Source organism: Desulfovibrio sp. 6_1_46AFAA (assembly GCF_000224635.1).
Taxonomy (GTDB): domain Bacteria; phylum Desulfobacterota; class Desulfovibrionia; order Desulfovibrionales; family Desulfovibrionaceae; genus Desulfovibrio; species Desulfovibrio fairfieldensis.
In genome coordinates, this window is record NZ_JH114302.1 from 100252 (window position 1) to 116401 (window position 16150).

Genomic DNA, 16150 nt, shown 5'->3' on the forward strand with positions numbered 1-16150 from the left:
GAGAATTGGCATTCTCAAAGTTGACGCCGCCTTCAACCTGTCGTTCTGTCGCTACTCGCAGCAGTGCTGCTCTTATCTGTAGGCCGCCGGCCGTTCCGCCGGTTCCGGCTTTCGCAGCCGCCAGAGCAAAGTAACTTTTCAAAGTTACTTTGCTCTGGCGGTTGCCGTCCCCGTTGCTGGCGGGCGCCACCTGTGACATCGGCCAATGACTGTCTCTTTCTGAGCGGCACGTCCCCGTTTTCTGTGGCGTGGGCATCAAGACCGGCAGCCCGATGGCGTTCCTTCATGCACGTCCTGGCCTGAAGGCCGGTTCTGTTTTTCCCGCTGCTGTAGTCTTGAGTGGAGATAATTTTTTGTACGTCCATATGCCTGGGTGGCTGGATTGGGTTTGTCGGTGTATAAAATTTTTTACGCAGCGGCGTAACAACTGAAAAATTTTTACATTATATTTCAGTATGTTAAATAAATTTTCGAGAAAATCTAATTTGGCATGCCAGTTGCAATATAAAAAGTACCTTCCTTTCTTTTGCTGACAGCCTCCTCCAAACAAAACGGCCTGCCTCCCCAAGCGGGCCGTTTTTTATTGCCTTCTCCCTGTGGTCGTCTGCTATGCCACCAAGGCAGACCCATCTAAAAAATGCCGCCAAGCTATGCATACGTATATTTATTTCAAATAGTTACTATTTATGATCTGGCCTCCCCGTAGAATTGAGCAAATCCTCCTCTGCCCTACCGGAGCGTAGCGTAAACGGATGACGCGGGCAGCGCACGAAAGTCTGTTTTTCCCGGATAATCACGATAGGCAATGATGGCAGGAAATATGAAATTTGATACGTCTGCCCCGCCCGCGCCTGCCCGTTTACGGATGCGGGTGGCGGCGTTATACTGGCGGCGCGCGGATAACGGCGTGCAAGCCTTACATTGCGCGCGGCTTCGCCATAAAGACGCGCTGAGGATGGGACAGCATGGATCAGCAAAATTTTCTGGCTTCGGAGTATGCTCCGACACGGCCCGAGGACGCGGCCTTTCACATCATCCCCGCGCCGCTGGAGCGCAGCGTCTCCTACGGCGGCGGCGCGGCGCAGGGCCCGGCGGCCCTGCTGGACGCCTCCCGGCAGTTGGAAGCCTGGGAAAGCGGGCTTGCGCCGGGCGAGTCAGGTTTTTATACCGCGCCGCCCGTGGACTGTGCCGGGCCGGTGGAAGGGGTGTTGGCCCGCATTGAGTCCGCCACGCGCCGGGCTCTGGATTGCAAGGCCGTGCCCGTGCTGCTGGGCGGCGAGCATACCGTGAGTCTGGGCGCGCTGCGGGCCCTGGCCCGGCAGGCGCGGGAAAAGGACGAACCTTTCGGCATCGTCCAGTTTGACGCGCATGCGGACCTGCGGCCTGAATATGAGGGCGATCCCTTTTCCCACGCCTGCGTCATGCACCGGGCCGTGGCCGACCTGGGCCTGCCGCTGGTGCAGTTCGCGGTGCGCGACATGAGCCGGGAGGAGGCCGAGGTACGCAAACGCTACAACGTCACCCATTATGACGCCTATTTTCTGGCCCGCGTGGGTCTGCCCGAACAACCCCTGCCCGAGGATTTTCCGCGCCGCATCTACATCAGCTTTGACGTGGACGGCCTGGACTCTTCGCTGATGCCGGCCACGGGCACGCCGTCGCCGGGCGGCATTTCCTGGCGCGAAGCCCAGTTCATTCTGGAGCGCTGCGCGCGGGACCGTGAAATCGTGGGCCTGGACGTGGTGGAACTGGCTCCCATTCCGGGCCTGCACCACGCAAACTTCACCGCCGCCAAACTGACGCATCTGCTCATGGCCCTGGCCCTGCAGGGCCGGACAGACTTGCAGGGGAAAAAGGCATGAAAAACACCGTCGCCACGTTCAGGCAGGCTAAGGGCCGGGAAAAACTGGTCATGCTCACGGCCTACGACTACAGCACGGCCAAGCTCATGGACCGGACCGGCGTCAATGCCCTGCTGGTGGGGGATTCGCTGGGCATGGTCATGCTGGGTTACCCTGACACCCTCTCCGTCACCCTGGAGGACATGATCCGCCATTGCGCGGCTGTGGCGCGCGGCGCATGCTCGGCCCTGGTGGTCTGCGACATGCCCTTCATGAGCTGCCAGGTTTCCGTGACCGACACCGTGCGCAATGCCGGTCGGCTGGTCAAGGAAGGCCGGGCCCAGGCCGTCAAGCTGGAAGGCGGCGCGGACTTCTGCGACGAGGTGCGCGCGCTCACGCGGGCGTCCATCCCGGTCATGGGCCATCTGGGCCTGACCCCGCAGTCGGTCAATGCTTTCGGCGGTTACAAGGTACAGGGCAAAAGCCTGGCCGCCGCCCAGAAGCTGCTGGACGACGCCCGCGCTTTGCAGGAGGCCGGGGCCTTTTCCCTGGTGCTGGAATGCGTGCCCGCCGCCCTGGCCGCCCGCGTCAGCAAGGAGCTGGAAATACCGGTCATCGGCATCGGCGCGGGGCCCGAGTGCGACGGCCAGGTGCTGGTCTGGCAGGACATGCTGGGCCTCTGCGATACCGTGGCCCCCAAATTCGTCAAGCGTTTCGGGGAGGTGGGCGAAGCCATGCGCGCGGCCTTCACGGCCTACGCGCAAGAAGTCAAGGGCGGAACCTTTCCGGCGGAGGAACACTGCTACAGCCTGGAGGGCGAGGCCGAGCTGCTGGAAAAACTCTACTAGTCTCAGCCCTGGGCATATGTGCGTTACCTCCTCCACATTCCGGAGATGCGCCCTTTCCCGGCGGCGGAAGTTCAACCGCCGCCGGGAAGAGGACGGATATAAGGTTATGCCGGGCTCTCCGGGAAGAATGCCGGGGAGTACTTCAGCAGGCCGGGCAGGCGTTCCGCGCCTCCCCTGAGGTTGATGGCCATAAAGGCTTCCTCCGGCACCTCAAAAGGGGAAACAATGCCGAAAGAAGCGGCGGGCTTGTAGCCGAAGCGCGGGTAGTAGCCCGCATGTCCCACCAGGATTACGAATTCCCAGCCCAAAGAACGGGCAATCTCATGCCCGCGCCGGATAAGGGCACCGCCTGTGCCCCTGCCCTGATGCGAAGGCTGCACGGCCAGCGGGGCGAGGGCCAGAGCCGTCGTCTCCCCGACCTTCAGCCTGGTGAACATGATGTGGCCGACGATGCGGCCGTCTTCCTCGGCCACCAGGCTGAGTTCGGGAATATATTCCCGCGAACGGCGCAGGCGATCCACGAGAAAATGCTCGTCGCCGCTTGCATGCTCGGCGTTTTCAAAGGCCGTGCGCACCAAGTCGTGAATAATGGGGAAATCCTCGGGGCATTCCGGGCGGATAGCGATAGTCATGGTTGACTCCATGGAGAGGTGAAACCTCAGCGGTTATCGGTCTGGGCGCGCACGGCGCTCAGACCTTCGGAAGTGATGCGGTAAGGGAGACTGTTTTTCGAGCTGATGAGCTTTTTGCTTTTCAGTTTTTTGAAGATCTCCGGGCTGCAGTCGCTGAGCAGCCAACCCTCGCGGGTATAGCATTCCACCTCAGCTATCTTGCCGGAACTGTCGCGGATTATCAGGATTCTGCCACCCTTGGCCAGGGTGTGAAGAGTTCTTTGCTCAAGACGGGAAATGTTCACGGGATACCTCGTGTCAGTGGATAAACGACAAGACGCCGCGCAAAGGCGGCCGGCCATGTTCGCGTCCCGCCGGCCCTGCGGCCTCAGCGGAACTCATTTATCCAATGATTACGGTATCCAGCATCCAACATCCGTTAAAATAAAGTAACGGCGCACTCTATACGTAAGGCCCTCGTGCCGTCAATGAGGGCTGAGCCTAGTGAGATGTCACGTTTCACCTGTCGGTTCAGCGTGAAGGCCGCACAGCAAAAAACGTGGTTTTTGCTGTGCTTACGCCGCCTGCGGCGGCGCGCAACCCCTTGCGGATTTGCGATATGTGTCGCTTGACGCGACACTAGCCGCACAGCCTTCCGCACACGGCCGCCAGCCACAACGCGCCCGGCCAGAGCACGCTTTCGTCAAAGTCGAAATGCGGCGTATGGTGGCCGCCTGCCAGATCAGCGCCCAGCAGAGCATAAGCGGCCTGGCCGCCGCCCAGCCGCACGGCTTCCATCAGGGTGGCCGCGTCTTCGCTGGCCGTCATGCGTCCCTCGGAACATATTTTGCCCGCTGCGAACAGGGGCTGTCCGTCCGGGCCCGGCGGCAGTTCCAGGGCGGTCCGGGCCAGCAGTTGGGCCAGCTCCGCATCGCTGTTCGCGCAGCCCGCGCGGCCTTGAATCGTGATCTCCAGGCCCAGTTCCCGCTCACGCGCAATGCGCCTCAGGGCCGCGCGCGCCCCGGCCAGCAGGGCGTTGTCCGCCTCACGGTCAACGCAGCGCGTTTCGCAGGCCATGACGGCCTGGTCCGGCACGATGTTGCGGGCCGAGCCGCCCGCGAGCAGGCCCACGTTGATCCGGCCTTTTTGCTTCGCCTGTCCCTCCTGCCCGCTTTGGTCCGTCTGATCGGGCAGGGCATGCAGGGCCAGCAGCGCTTCGGCGGCCCCCTGAAGGGCGTCGCGTCCGGCCTCGGGCGCGAGCCCGGCATGCGCCGCGCGGCCCGTGAAGCGCGCGTCGAATTTGGTTGTGGCCAGAAAGCCCGACAGCCCGGTGACCAGGCTCCCGCTTTCCGGCGCGCTGAGCCCGAGGTGCACGGCCAGAAAACGGCGCGCGCCCAGCACCTGCTGGATCAGCGCGGACGCGCCGCGCACGCCTTCCTCCGCCGGTTGGAAGAGCAGGCGCACATTGCGCGCCAGGCGCGTTGCGTCCCGCCGCAGCAGAGCGGCCAGCCCCAGGCCTAGGGCCGTATGCCCGTCGTGGCCGCAGGCGTGGCAGAGACCGGGGTGGCGGGAGGCGAAGCCCTCCCGCGCCGGGAGATGCCCGGCATCGTCGGCCTCGGGCATTTCCAGGGCGTCCAGATCAAAACGCAACACCAGATCCGGCTCCCGGCCGGGATGCAGGTCCGCCACAATCCCGGTGGCCGGGCCCATGCGCTCAAGCCAGCGGGGGTCGGCTCCTTCCTGAACGGCCCGTTGCCGCGCCCGCTCGAGCACGGCGGGGGCGGGCAGGCCCATGCGCTGGTCCGGATTGAGGATTTCGCGGCCCACGCGCGGGGCATAGCCCAGGGAGTGCAGGACGTCCGCCGCAAAGGCCGTGGTCCAGAATTCCGTCCAACCCGTTTCGGGATGCCGGTGCAACTCACGTCGCCAGGTGATCAGGGCCGCCGCCAGTTCCGCATCCGTAGCTCTGTTCATGGCCGTTGTCCGAAATCCACGGGCACGCGCACACGCTGCCCGGCCTTGTTGGTGAACAGCAGATAGCCCTCGCGCAGGCCGAAGAGATAGAGGCGGCGGGTCAGGTCCACATCCTTGCGGCAATAGGCCGCGATTTCCTCGCAGCGGCCTTCCTTCCACCATTGCAGGGCCTGCAGGCCGTCGGCGCTCTTGGGTTCGCCGAGCGTGGCTTGGCCCAGATTGTCGAGCGAAATTCGATAGTTGAGACGCTCCTTGATGCGCTGGAGCAAATCCAGGCTGGGCAGGGCGCGCAGCTCAAAGGGCGCGAAGGGCGTGAGCACCGCATAGTCGAAACGCAGGCTGTTGAAGCCCACCACGGTCTCGGCGGCGCGCAGGCGCTCGAACAGGGCGGGCAGTTCGTCCTGACTGTAGGAAAAATAGTCGTCGGCCAGGCTGTCGTAGAGCACGGTGACGCTCACGCCCATTTGTCCGGCTTTGTGCCAGCCGCCGACTTCAGCCGCCGAGCGCCGGGTTTCCACGTCAAAGACCACATAATGCGGGGGCGGCGGCACGGGAATATGGACCGTGAGGCTGTCGGGCACAGGGGAAGATGCCGGAGTCGCGGGCCTGTTTTCCATGATTTTCTCCTGACGCGGGGCGTTGGCGAACGGCGTGCCCGGCGTCTCTCGCGGCCGGATATCCAGAGAGGCTCCCGCTTCGGCGTTCAGGTTCGCCTCCAGGCGGCCATTCAGATGGCCATCCAAAGATTCCGGGGCCGGGCTGATTCTCAGCTCCCGGCAGAGCGCGTCGCCTTCGCCGCCCGGCGCGAGCAGTTCGTCCAGCAGGGCCAGGGCGCCCTGTTTGCTGATGGGCCGGTTGCCCGAACCGCATTTGGGCGAATGCACGCAGGAGGGGCAGCCGTCCTCGCAGGGGCAGGCCCCCACAACCCGGCGCGTGGCTTCCAGCAGTTCCCGCGCTCCGGCAAAGGCCTGGCGGGTGAGGCCCGCGCCGCCGGGCAGGCCGTCGTAGACGAAAACGCAGGGCAGCCCCGTCTGGGGATGCAGGGGAATGGAAATGCCGCCGAAGTCGTTGCGGTCGGCCATGACCTGCAGGGGCAGCAGGCCGATGAGCGCGTGCTCCAGAGCGTGGATGGAGCCCATGAAATGCAGGAAGCGCTCCTCCAGCCCGGCCCGGACAGCGTCCGGAATCACGTACCAGAGGCCTTCGGTTTCAAAGACTTGGGGCGGCACGTCCAGAGGCACGATGGTCAGCAGCCGGTTGCCGGACGTCGCGCGCTTTTCATAGCCGGTAATGCGCTCGGTGATCCGCAGCCTGCCCCGGCAGACCAGGCAGCGGCCGATGGCAAGGCGCTCCGTCTCTTCCAGGATGTCCGTGCTTTTCTGCCCGCGCGTGCGCGTGAACCAGGAAACGTTGGCTTCTTTGGCGCGGATCGCGGCCCGGCCGGGGTCCACTTCCTCAATGACGTACGTGCGGCCCCGGTGCAGGTAGACCGCGCCGGGATGGGTTTCGCGCCAGGCCCGGAAGCCGTCCACCGAGCCGATGACAGCGCCCGCCTGATCCTCGATGCTGTAGCTCTGGCCCGTGCCGCGCAGGTCCACCAGGCGCTGGGGCCGCTTGCGCGCGGCCAGCCATTGCCTGCCGTCGGCGGATTGCAGCAGCAGGCTTTGCTTGCGGAGCTCGCGCACGGCCCGGCGCGCGCCCGCGGGGTGCAGCCAGGGCTCATCCGCGCTCAGGGGCAGTTCGGCGGCGGCGCATTCCAGATGCCGGGCCAGAATGACCTCGTTGTCCGGATTGACCACGGCCTTTTCCGGCGGGCGGCTGAAAAAATCCTCGGGATTGCGGGCGAAATACTGGTCCAGGGCGTCCTCCCCGGCCACCACGATGACCGCCGATTCCTGCTGCGCCCGGCCCACCCGGCCGCCGCGCTGGAGGGTTGCCATGACCGTGCCGGGATAGCCCACCAGAATGCAGACGTCCAGGCCGCCGATGTCGATGCCCAGCTCCAGAGCGCTGGTGCTGACCACGGCCAGCAGCTCGCCCGAAGCCATGCGGGCCTCGATGCTCCGGCGCTCCTCGGGTAGAAAGCCCGCGCGGTATGCGGAAATGCGTTCCTTGTACGGGCCGGACTGGCTGCCCGCCCAGAGGCTGACCAGCTCGGTCATCCGGCGCGAGCGGCAATAGACGATGGTGCGCAGATTGCGGGCCAGCGCCGCCTTGAGCAGGTCGATGGCCGCCGTGGCCGGGCTCTGCTCGGGATTGAGAAAAACGAAATGGCGCGGCCCTTGGGGCGCTCCCGACGTGTCAATGACCACAGGCGCATCGGCCGGGCGCGGCGTTTCCGCCATTACGCCCGGTTCTTCAACGACGACAGGCGCGCTGTCGCCCGCGCCGATAAGCCCGCTTGCCAATTCGCCGGGATTGCCCACCGTGGCCGTGCAGAGCACATAGGTGGGCCGCGCGCCGTAGCGCCCGGCCAGACGGTTCAGCCGCCGGAAGACCTGAGCCATGTGCGCGCCGAACACCCCCCGGTATGTGTGGGCCTCGTCCACCACCACGTGGGTCAGGCCCGCCAGAAAGGCGGCCCACTGCTCGTGGTGGGGCAATATGCCCAGATGCAGCATTTCCGGATTGCTGACCAGCACTGTGGGCGGATCGCGCCGGATCTTGCGCCGGAAATGGTCGCTGGTGTCGCCGTCGTAGAGCGCGGCCGTGGGCCGGGCCGCCTCGGGCCAGGTCGCGGTCAGGGCGGTGAAGGCCGCCAGCTGGTCCTGGGCCAGGGCTTTGAGCGGAAAGAGATAGAGCGCCCTGGCGTCGGGATCGTGCAGATGGCGCTCCAGCACGGGCAGATTGTAGATCAGGCTTTTGCCGCTGGCCGTGGGCGTTGCCACCACCACGGAATGCCCGGCGCGGATGTGGTCCGTGGCCAGGGCCTGATGGCTGTAAAGGCGGACGCCGCGCTCCTCCAGCAGATTGCCGATGGCGCGCGGCCAGGGCAGGCGGCTGGGCGCGAACACGGGTTCCGCGCCGGGCAGCAGGCGGTGATGGGTGACCTGGCCGCCCATTTTGGCTGAGGCCAGCAACGCGGCAATGTATTCGCCGACGCCTGCGGGGGTTCCCCTTCCGGCATCCATCTCAGGCTCCCCGGCCTTCTGAACCGGGCATGGCGTCCTCCGGGCCCAGGCGGCGCAGCACGCGCGCGGGCGCGCCCACGGCCAGGCAAAAGGGCGGCACGTCGCGGGTCACCACGCTGCCCGCGCCGATCATGGCGCCCTCGCCGATGCTCACGCCCTTGAGAATCAGGCAGTTCATGCCGATCCAGACGTAGTCCCCGATGCTCACCGGCGCGTCACGTTCCAGGCCCGGTTCCGTGGCGCGGGCCTCGGGCGGCCAGAGGGCGTGGAAATCCGAATCCACGATCACACAGTTGGGGGCCAGCAGAACCTGACGGCCGATGCTGATGCGTTGCGAGCGCGCGGTGACGGACGTGCCGCTGAGCTGCGCGCCCTCGCCGATTTCGATGGCCGCGCCTGGCCCGAACACACGCAGGCGCACGGGCGCGTACAGGCTGGCCGCCGTGGCTCGCCGCCGGGAGGAAATCAGACTGGCGCGCGCGCCGATGCGGATGCTGCCGCCCGGCCAGCGCAACAGGCCCACGGGCCCGTGGGCACGCGTGCCCGGCCCCACGGCCACGCCCAGCAGGGCGGCCTTGCAGCGCAGGCGCACTGTGCCCCAGAACGCGCCCCAGAGCCGCATGCTCTCCAGGCAGACATAGCTGATGATATTGCTCGGGGTCAGGCCCCGTTGCAGAGCTTTGCGCAGGATGTTCATAAAACGCAGGATAGCGCCTTGGCGGCGGGGGGGCAATACGCGCGGGGCAGGGCCATTCTGTTCTCCTGCCGTCGGCAGAGTGATTTTGTATTTAGAGCGGGTTATTTTTCAAAGGTACTTGTGCTATGGGCTTGTCATGCGGATGAGGTACTCCGGGCCCTGCGGACACGGAGGATTCACGCCTCCCGCCCCCTGCCCGCGTCGGAGGCGGCCCAAACGGCGGCACGCCGTAAGCCTTCGTACCCGGAGGGCAGAATAACACAGCGGACGGAGAACAGAATGACCCTAGGGGCAGGGCAGGCAAGGCTACTCGCCCCGCAGCGCCTCCCGTATCCGGCAAACCCCGCAGAGATCGCCGGAAGAGGTGGGATAGCCGCACTGCGGGCAGGGGGCCAGTTCCACGCCCTCCTCGGCCTCGCGCCGGGCGAAGACGGGCCGCCCGCGCGCCAGAAAGCCCTGGTAGAAATCCAGTTTGCGGCCGGGCATGGCCGTTTCCAGGCGTTGCAGCAAGCCCTTGAGCACGGTGAAGCTGGCGCCGGGGCTGTAGGGGCAGGGCGCGTAATGGTTTTCAATGCCCATTAGAAAGGCATAGTTGGCGGTTTCAAATTCCGTGAGCCGCCAGAGCGGTTTGACCTTGCGGGCAAAGCCGTGCTCGCCGGGCAGCAGGGGGCCCTGATCCGAAAGGTAGGCCGTGTCCCAGCGCAGGGTATTGCTGAACAGGCGGGCCGCCTCGTCGTCCAGGTTGTGGCCCGTGGCCAGGGCGTCAAAGCCTTCGTCCAGCGCCACCTTGTTGAAGAAGTGGCGCTTGATCTTGCCGCAGGCCGAACAGATCGGCCGGTGCAGGCGTTCCTTGACCGCCGGAATGGGCAGGCCCTCGGCGGCCATGTCCTTGACCAGCAGCTTGAGGCCGTGCTTGGCGCAGAAACGCTCCACCACTCCCCGCGCCGCCGCCGAGGAGCCGGGGATGGCCAGGTCGATGTGCAGGCCGGTGACGTTGTACTCCTGGCGGGCCAGCTCCAGCATCAGGGCCAGGGAGTCCTTGCCGCCGGAAAGAGCCACCAGAATACGCTCGTCGCGGGTAAAGAGCTTTTGGCCTTCAATGCCGCGCGCGACCTGGCGGGCGAAAAAATCCTTGTAGCAGTCCGGGCAGAAGGCGGCATTATGGCTTTTAAGGGCCACGGCCGCCGGGGCCTTGCAGATTTTACACTTCATGGGTGTCCTGAAAAAGGCTGGAGGTTAGAGCACGTTCACTTTGAAATTGCTCTGGCGGCTGCGTGAGCAGACGCCCGCCACGGAGGCGTAAGCGCAATTTATTCGCGCCGGTAAACGGCGAAGCGGGCGTTGCGCAAAAAGACTCATTGTGGAGTATCGCAACGGTAATCCGCTCTAAGACGATTCGTCGCGCTGGGCCGCCGCAGGCTCCCGCGTATCCGGAGTTTTCTCCGCCGGGGCGGGCGCGCCGGTCCCCAGAGCCCGCAGCCAGGCTTCGAACAGGGCGCAAGCCTGGTCGGCCATGTGCTGCAGGCCGGTGGACGGGGCCAGCGCGCGGCCGCATTGCGCCAGTCTGTGCCGCGGCCCCGCATCCTGCATGATTTCGATCATGGCCTTGGCCAGAGCCTGGGGATCGTTCTCCTCCACGGTCAGGGCCGCGTTCTGCGCCTGGTCCGGGCCGCCCAGGCGTTCCAGGTGCAGGCCGCTTCGGCTGCAAATGACCGGCAGGCCCGCCGCGAAGCCAGACCAGAGCGTCTCCGGCGCTTCCTCGGGCGAGGAACCCGGCGCGAGCCATGCGTGGCAATTCCGCAGCACATCGGGCGCGTACTGTTCGTTGAGCAGGCAGAGGCGCGATTCCACACCCAGGGCGGCGGCCTCTTCCAGCACTTCCTGAAAACGCGGACCGCCGCCCAGCATGCGCACTTCCCAGGGGGGCAGGTCGTCGCGCTGCCAGATGGCGGCCATGGCCCGCGCCACCAACTGCGCGCCGGATCGCGGCGCAAGGCTTTCCCCCATGCCGAAAATGAAGTGCCGCCCTTCTTCCTCCCGGAACGGGCTGGGCGGATCAAAGCCTTCCAGGCAGATGCCCGGCGGCAGCAGGGGCAGGGCGTCTGCGGGAACGATAGGGGGAACGACGGGCGCGGCGGCATCGGGCGCTTGTTCCCAGGCGGCCAGAATCCGGTTTTGCACGTGTTTGGAACCGCAGAGGATATAGCGGGCGGCGCGCATCTCTTTGCTTTTGCACCGTTCCGGCGCGGGCGGCCGCAAAAAGAAGGCGTGCGCGAGCAGCGCGCTGCCGGACGGGCGCATGCGCAGCACGCGGCGGCCCAGAGCCAGGGCTTCCTCGCCCACGGTCTGGATCAGCAGCTTTTTATGCCGCCGTTGCCGGTTCCAGAGGCGCAAGAGGGTCAGCGGATTGCCCGTGCCCGTGCCGCTCACGGCCAGCAGGGGCAGATTCAGGGCGCGTGCGCGCTCGTGCAGGCGCGAGCCCTTGAGGCAGACCAGCAGAGGGGCCAGGCGGCCTCCGTCACGCATGGCTCTGACCAGGGCCAGGGTCTGTTCCTCCTCCAGCCGCCGGACCCGCGCGCGCGTGGAGCCGTCGGGCGCGGCGTCCTGATTTTCGTCCTGAAGGGAGAGCAGCAGGATACGCATCAGTAAGGCGTGCCCTGGGCCAGCATCTGCGCGAGCAGGGCGTCTTTGAGCCAGAGGGCCGTGGGGCCGGGGCGGCCCCGGTAGTCCCCCTGGCCCACGGGCCTGCCGTCAAAATGCGTGACGCCCACGCAGAGCGTGGCGCTGGTGAACAGCAGCATTTCGCGGGCCGTGGCGATATCCTCTTTGTGGATGGGCCCCTGGATGACCGGCATGCGTTCCTCGGCCAGTTTGAGGGCCGCCAGCAGGGTGGTGCCGGGCAGGATGCGGCGCAGTTCCGGGCTGCGCAGGCGGCCCCGCGCGTCCACAATGCCCAGGTTGGCAATGGCCGCTTCGCCCATGAAGCCGTTCTCGTCAAAGGTCACGGCCACGTCCATGCCTTTTTGGCGGGCCTCCACGGCCATGAAGACGTTGGGCAGATAATTGGTGTTCTTGATCCGGGCCAGATATTCCTGCTTGGGCGGAATGGCGCTGCTGAAGGCCGTGAGCCCTTTGCGGTACAATTCCTCGGAGGGCAGCCTGGAGGCCAGGGCCACAATGTACAGACCGGCCAGCGGGCATTCCTGCGGGGAAACGCCGAAACCGCCCGGCCCCCGGCTGAGAAAGACGCGCAGGTCGCCGTGGTCCCGCCCCGAGGCGCGGGCCACGTCCAGAATGCGCGCGCGCATTTCCTCCCAGGAGCAGGGCGGCGTGATGTCCAGGGCCTGCGCGCCGTCGCGCATCCGGGCCAGGTGTTCGTCCAGGACGAAGATCTTCCGCTCCCGGTAACAGATGCTTTCGAACAGGCCGTCGCCGCGATGGCAGATATGATCGTCCAGGGGCAGGAGCAGGAGGCGCGGGTCCGTGCCGATGCATCCCACCCGGTGATCGTAAAAGGCCAGGAATTTGTCCGCCCCCGGACGGGGGGCGGACAAAAGGGCTTGCAGATAGGTGTCGGAATCCACGGCCTGCATGGCATATTTCTCCGCGCTACCGCATGAAGACATTCTTGTCCGGCACGCGGACCAGATCGCGCTTGAGCAGTTCCTCGGCGATCTGCACGGCGTTGAGCGCCGCGCCCTTGCGCACGTTGTCGGCCACGATCCAGAGGTTCAGGCCGTTTTCAATGCTTTCGTCCTCGCGGATGCGCCCCACAAAGGTGGGATCGTCGCCGATGCAGTAGGCGGGCATGGGGTACATGAGTTCGCGCGGATTGTCGAAAACCTTCACGCCCGGAGCCTGGGAGAGCATGATCCGGGCTTCCTTGGCCGTGATCTTCTTTTCGGTTTCGATATTCACGGATTCCGCATGGCAGAAAAATACCGGCACGCGCGCGCAGGTGGCCGTGACCTTGATTGAGGGATCGTCGAAGATCTTCACGGTCTCGTTGACCATCTTCATCTCTTCCTTGGTGTAGTCGTTGTCCAGGAAGACGTCGATGTGCGGCAACACGTTGAAGGCGATGCGGTAGGGGTATACCTTGTTTTCCGGGTCGCGGGCGTTGAAAAGGTCGCGCACCTGGCGTTCCAGCTCCTCAATGCCTTTCTGGCCTGTGCCGGACACGGCCTGATAGGTGGAAACCACCACGCGGTTGATGTGTGCCGCGTCGTGCAGGGGCTTGAGCACCACTACCATCTGGATGGTGGAACAGTTGGGATTGGCAATGATGCCTTGATGCTCTTCCAGGGCCTCCGGATTGACTTCCGGCACCACCAGGGGACAGCGCTCGTCCATGCGCCAGGCCGCGGAATTGTCCACCACCACGCAACCGGCATGGGCGGCGTGCGGCGCGAACTTCGCGGACGTGCCGCCGCCGGCGGAAAAGATGGCCAGGTCGATGCCGTCAAAGACATCTTCCTTCAGCTCTTCCACCGTGAGTTCCTCCTCGCCGAAAGGCACTTTGCTGCCCGCTGAGCGGGCCGAGGCGAAGGCCCGTACTTTCGTGGCCGGGAACTGCCGCTCGTGCAGCGTCTTGAGCATTTCACGACCCACGGCGCCCGTGGCGCCCACAACGGCAACAGTCAACGTATCGCTCATGGCTTTTGGTCTCCTTGGTGGAAAAGAGGCGCGCGTTTTCCGCGTTTGTGAGCACGCATCATAACCGCCCTTATCCGAAAAGTGAAGCCGGGGCTGACAGCGTCCCAGGGCAATCGAATGAATAGGATGAGTATTTTTTGTGTCCGGAGTGAAAAAGAAAAATACTTTTGCGTCAGCCTTCCTGTACCTTTGCGGTTATTTTACAAAATCCGCCTATTCCGCGCGGGCGGCGTCATTCCCCGGCCTAGCCCGCGCCGGTCGCCGCAATCCATCGTTTGGTTCTTCAACCAGGCATAATTTGCGGATATGTTTTATTTTTTTTATGAGGCCGCCGCTTGACATTTTTTTCTCAATGTGGGAGTGGGGAATTGCGAGCGAAAGTTGCAAGAGAGCACCCGCGCACAACCGGCATGCCGGACGTTGCCACGGGGTCGCCGAAGGGGCAAGGCCGCAAGGCTGAAACTCTCAGGCATCAGGATTGCAACCGGACGCATCTCTGAACCGCCCGGCGCGCGACAGAGCCAACGCAAACGCGGGAGCTTTGCTGTGGCCGGTCGCGCGATTCTCATTACCAACAATCCCTCTTTTCCGTCCCGCGTTCCGGCGGGTGTGGACGTTCTGTTGCTGGACGGCGGCGCGCGCGACGCGCTGACCATGGCGCGCGACCGCGTGCATCAGGGCTGGCGGCTTGCCAATCACCCGTTGTACGGCAATTTCCGTCCGCATCAGCAGCCCTACCGTTCCCTGCTTCTCTTGCCGCCCTCCCCCTCCGGGACGGTGGACTCTGACTCTCTGCATTTTCTGGAAGAAGCCCTGCAGCTCTATCAGAGCCCGGCCGCGAAGGTCCGGCAAAGCCTGCCCGGCGACCTGCCCGAGGCCATGCGCCGCGATTGCGCTCTGCTGGACTGTGAATTGCTGAAAGCCACTCTGGAAAGCCTGCACTGACTCCTTTCCCAACCGGGCCGGTCGGTCCGGGCATGCCGGGATGCGGACGGATGCGGGCACCTCCCGTTGCGTCACAATCATCATGGATTCATCCGGGCGGCCCGCCCGAAGACGTCTGACCCAAGGAGTTTGTCGTGAACCTGGAACTGCATAAGATTGCAATCCGCAAGCTGGAATGGGGCCCGCGCACCGGCGCGCGGGATCATGTGCTCACCGTCAATAAGGAGGAGCTGGTCAGCCTGCTGCTGGAAGACCCGGCCCTCCGGAATGTGGAGGCCGAGCTGGTCCATCCCGGCGAGAGCGTGCGCATCCTGCCCTGCAAGGATGCCGTGGAGCCGCGCTGCAAGCTGGAAGGCCCGGGCGAGGTGTTTCCCGGCTGGATCGGCGACGTGGACACCGTGGGCCAGGGCAAGACCCTGGTGCTCGAAGGCGCTGCGGTGCTGACCACCGGCCGTCTGGTGGCCCCGCAGGAGGGCATTGTGGACATGAGCGGCCCGGGCGCGGCATACACGCCTTTTTCCAAAACCTGCAACGTGGTTCTGGTCTTCGAGCCCGTGGACGGGGTGGAGTTGCATGAGCTGGAGGCGGTCTACCGCCGGGCCGGGCTCAAGGCGGCATACTATCTGGCCTCCTGCTGCAAGGAAGACAAGGCCGACACTGTGGAGAGCTACGCCTTCCCGCCCCTGGCCGAGGCCATGAACGCCTGGCCCGGGCTGCCCAAGGTGGCGTATTTGTATATGCTCCAGTCCCAAGGCCTGCTGCACGATACCTGGGTCTACGGCGTGGATGTCAAAAAAATTCTGCCCACCATGATCAGCCCCACGGAAATCATGGACGGGGCCATTATTTCCGGCAACTGCGTTTCGGCCTGCGACAAGAACAGCACCTACACGCACGTGAACAATCCGGTGATCAAAAGTCTCTACGCCCACCACGGCAAGGACATCAATTTCGTGGGCGTGATCATCACCAATGAAAACGTTACCCTGGCCGACAAGAAGCGCAGTTCCTCCTACGCGGTGAAGCTGGCCCGGATGCTCGGCGTGGACGGCCTGGTGATTTCCGAGGAAGGTTTCGGCAACCCGGACGCGGATCTGATCATGAACTGCTGGAAGGCCGAGCGCGCGGGCATCAAGACCGTGTTGATCACCGACGAATACGCCGGGCGCGACGGGTCGAGCCAGTCCCTGGCCGACTCCTGCCCCGAGGGCGACGCCTGCGTCACCGCCGGCAATGCCAATGAAGTCATCGTCTTGCCGCCCATGCAAAAGGTCATCGGCGAACCGGCCACGGCTGACGTCATCGCCGGGGGCTTCTTCGGTTCCCTGCGCGAGGACGGCGGCATGGAAGTGGAATTGCAGGCCATTATGGGCGCCACCAGCGAATTGGGGTTTAACCGTATTGGCGGCCGCACCCTCTAGGGAAGTGCTGAAATAATCAAGCATGG

Annotated in this window: 13 protein-coding genes and 1 riboswitch; of the genes, 4 read left to right on the plus strand and 9 right to left on the minus strand. The window is 64.8% G+C overall.

Annotated features, from left to right (window positions below):
- Positions 1–965: 965 nt before the first annotated feature.
- The gene (gene speB, locus HMPREF1022_RS07145; RefSeq protein WP_009302554.1) at positions 966–1862 is read left to right on the plus strand and encodes an agmatinase; all 897 of its coding nucleotides are present in this window, start codon (positions 966–968) and stop codon (positions 1860–1862) included.
- A complete protein-coding gene (panB, locus tag HMPREF1022_RS07150; protein ID WP_008683182.1) occupies positions 1859–2689 on the plus strand; it encodes a 3-methyl-2-oxobutanoate hydroxymethyltransferase in 831 nt (276 codons plus the stop codon). Before speB ends, panB begins: the two co-directional genes overlap by 4 nt.
- A gap of 104 nt (positions 2690–2793) precedes the next feature.
- On the opposite strand, the gene HMPREF1022_RS07155 is transcribed toward panB, so the two are convergent.
- From HMPREF1022_RS07155 to HMPREF1022_RS07195, 9 genes are all read right to left on the minus strand, one after another.
- Entirely contained in the window at positions 2794–3321 is a 528-nt protein-coding gene (locus HMPREF1022_RS07155) for a GNAT family N-acetyltransferase (protein ID WP_009302555.1), read from the minus strand.
- A gap of 26 nt (positions 3322–3347) precedes the next feature.
- Positions 3348–3605, minus strand: coding sequence for a YjhX family toxin (locus tag HMPREF1022_RS07160; protein ID WP_009302556.1), 258 nt, complete (start codon positions 3603–3605; stop codon positions 3348–3350).
- A 334-nt stretch (positions 3606–3939) separates the two neighbouring features.
- Positions 3940–5274 carry an amidohydrolase gene (locus HMPREF1022_RS07165; RefSeq protein WP_009302557.1) on the minus strand — a complete coding sequence of 445 codons (1335 nt, stop codon included), beginning with the start codon at positions 5272–5274 and terminating at the stop codon, positions 3940–3942.
- Entirely contained in the window at positions 5271–8405 is a 3135-nt protein-coding gene (locus tag HMPREF1022_RS07170; RefSeq protein ID WP_009302558.1) for a DEAD/DEAH box helicase, read from the minus strand. Before HMPREF1022_RS07170 ends, HMPREF1022_RS07165 begins: the two co-directional genes overlap by 4 nt.
- A 1-nt stretch (position 8406) precedes the next feature.
- Positions 8407–9102, minus strand: coding sequence for an acyltransferase (locus HMPREF1022_RS07175; RefSeq protein ID WP_009302559.1), 696 nt, complete (start codon positions 9100–9102; stop codon positions 8407–8409).
- 306 nt (positions 9103–9408) lie between these two features.
- Positions 9409–10314, minus strand: a complete 906-nt coding sequence (locus tag HMPREF1022_RS07180) for an ATP-binding protein (RefSeq protein ID WP_008683196.1) — start codon at positions 10312–10314, stop codon at positions 9409–9411.
- Between the two features lie 174 nt (positions 10315–10488).
- A complete protein-coding gene (locus HMPREF1022_RS07185) occupies positions 10489–11745 on the minus strand; it encodes a glycosyltransferase (RefSeq protein WP_009302560.1) in 1257 nt (418 codons plus the stop codon).
- Positions 11745–12695 (minus strand): aminotransferase class IV, encoded by a 951-nt coding sequence (locus HMPREF1022_RS07190; RefSeq protein ID WP_008683198.1) that lies wholly within the window; start codon positions 12693–12695, stop codon positions 11745–11747. The genes HMPREF1022_RS07185 and HMPREF1022_RS07190 overlap by 1 nt, the downstream gene beginning before the upstream one ends.
- A gap of 16 nt (positions 12696–12711) precedes the next feature.
- Positions 12712–13758 (minus strand): aspartate-semialdehyde dehydrogenase, encoded by a 1047-nt coding sequence (locus tag HMPREF1022_RS07195; protein ID WP_008683199.1) that lies wholly within the window; start codon positions 13756–13758, stop codon positions 12712–12714.
- Between the two features lie 374 nt (positions 13759–14132).
- A riboswitch (glycine riboswitch) is annotated at positions 14133–14249 on the plus strand.
- Positions 14250–14304: 55 nt separating this feature from the next.
- Between HMPREF1022_RS07195 and HMPREF1022_RS07200 the strand changes: the two genes are divergently transcribed.
- On the plus strand, positions 14305–14703 hold the full coding sequence (locus HMPREF1022_RS07200) for a GrdX family protein (RefSeq protein WP_009302561.1): 399 nt from the start codon (positions 14305–14307) through the stop codon (positions 14701–14703).
- A gap of 134 nt (positions 14704–14837) precedes the next feature.
- A complete protein-coding gene (locus HMPREF1022_RS07205) occupies positions 14838–16124 on the plus strand; it encodes a glycine/sarcosine/betaine reductase component B subunit (RefSeq protein WP_008683201.1) in 1287 nt (428 codons plus the stop codon).
- Positions 16125–16150: the final 26 nt, after the last annotated feature.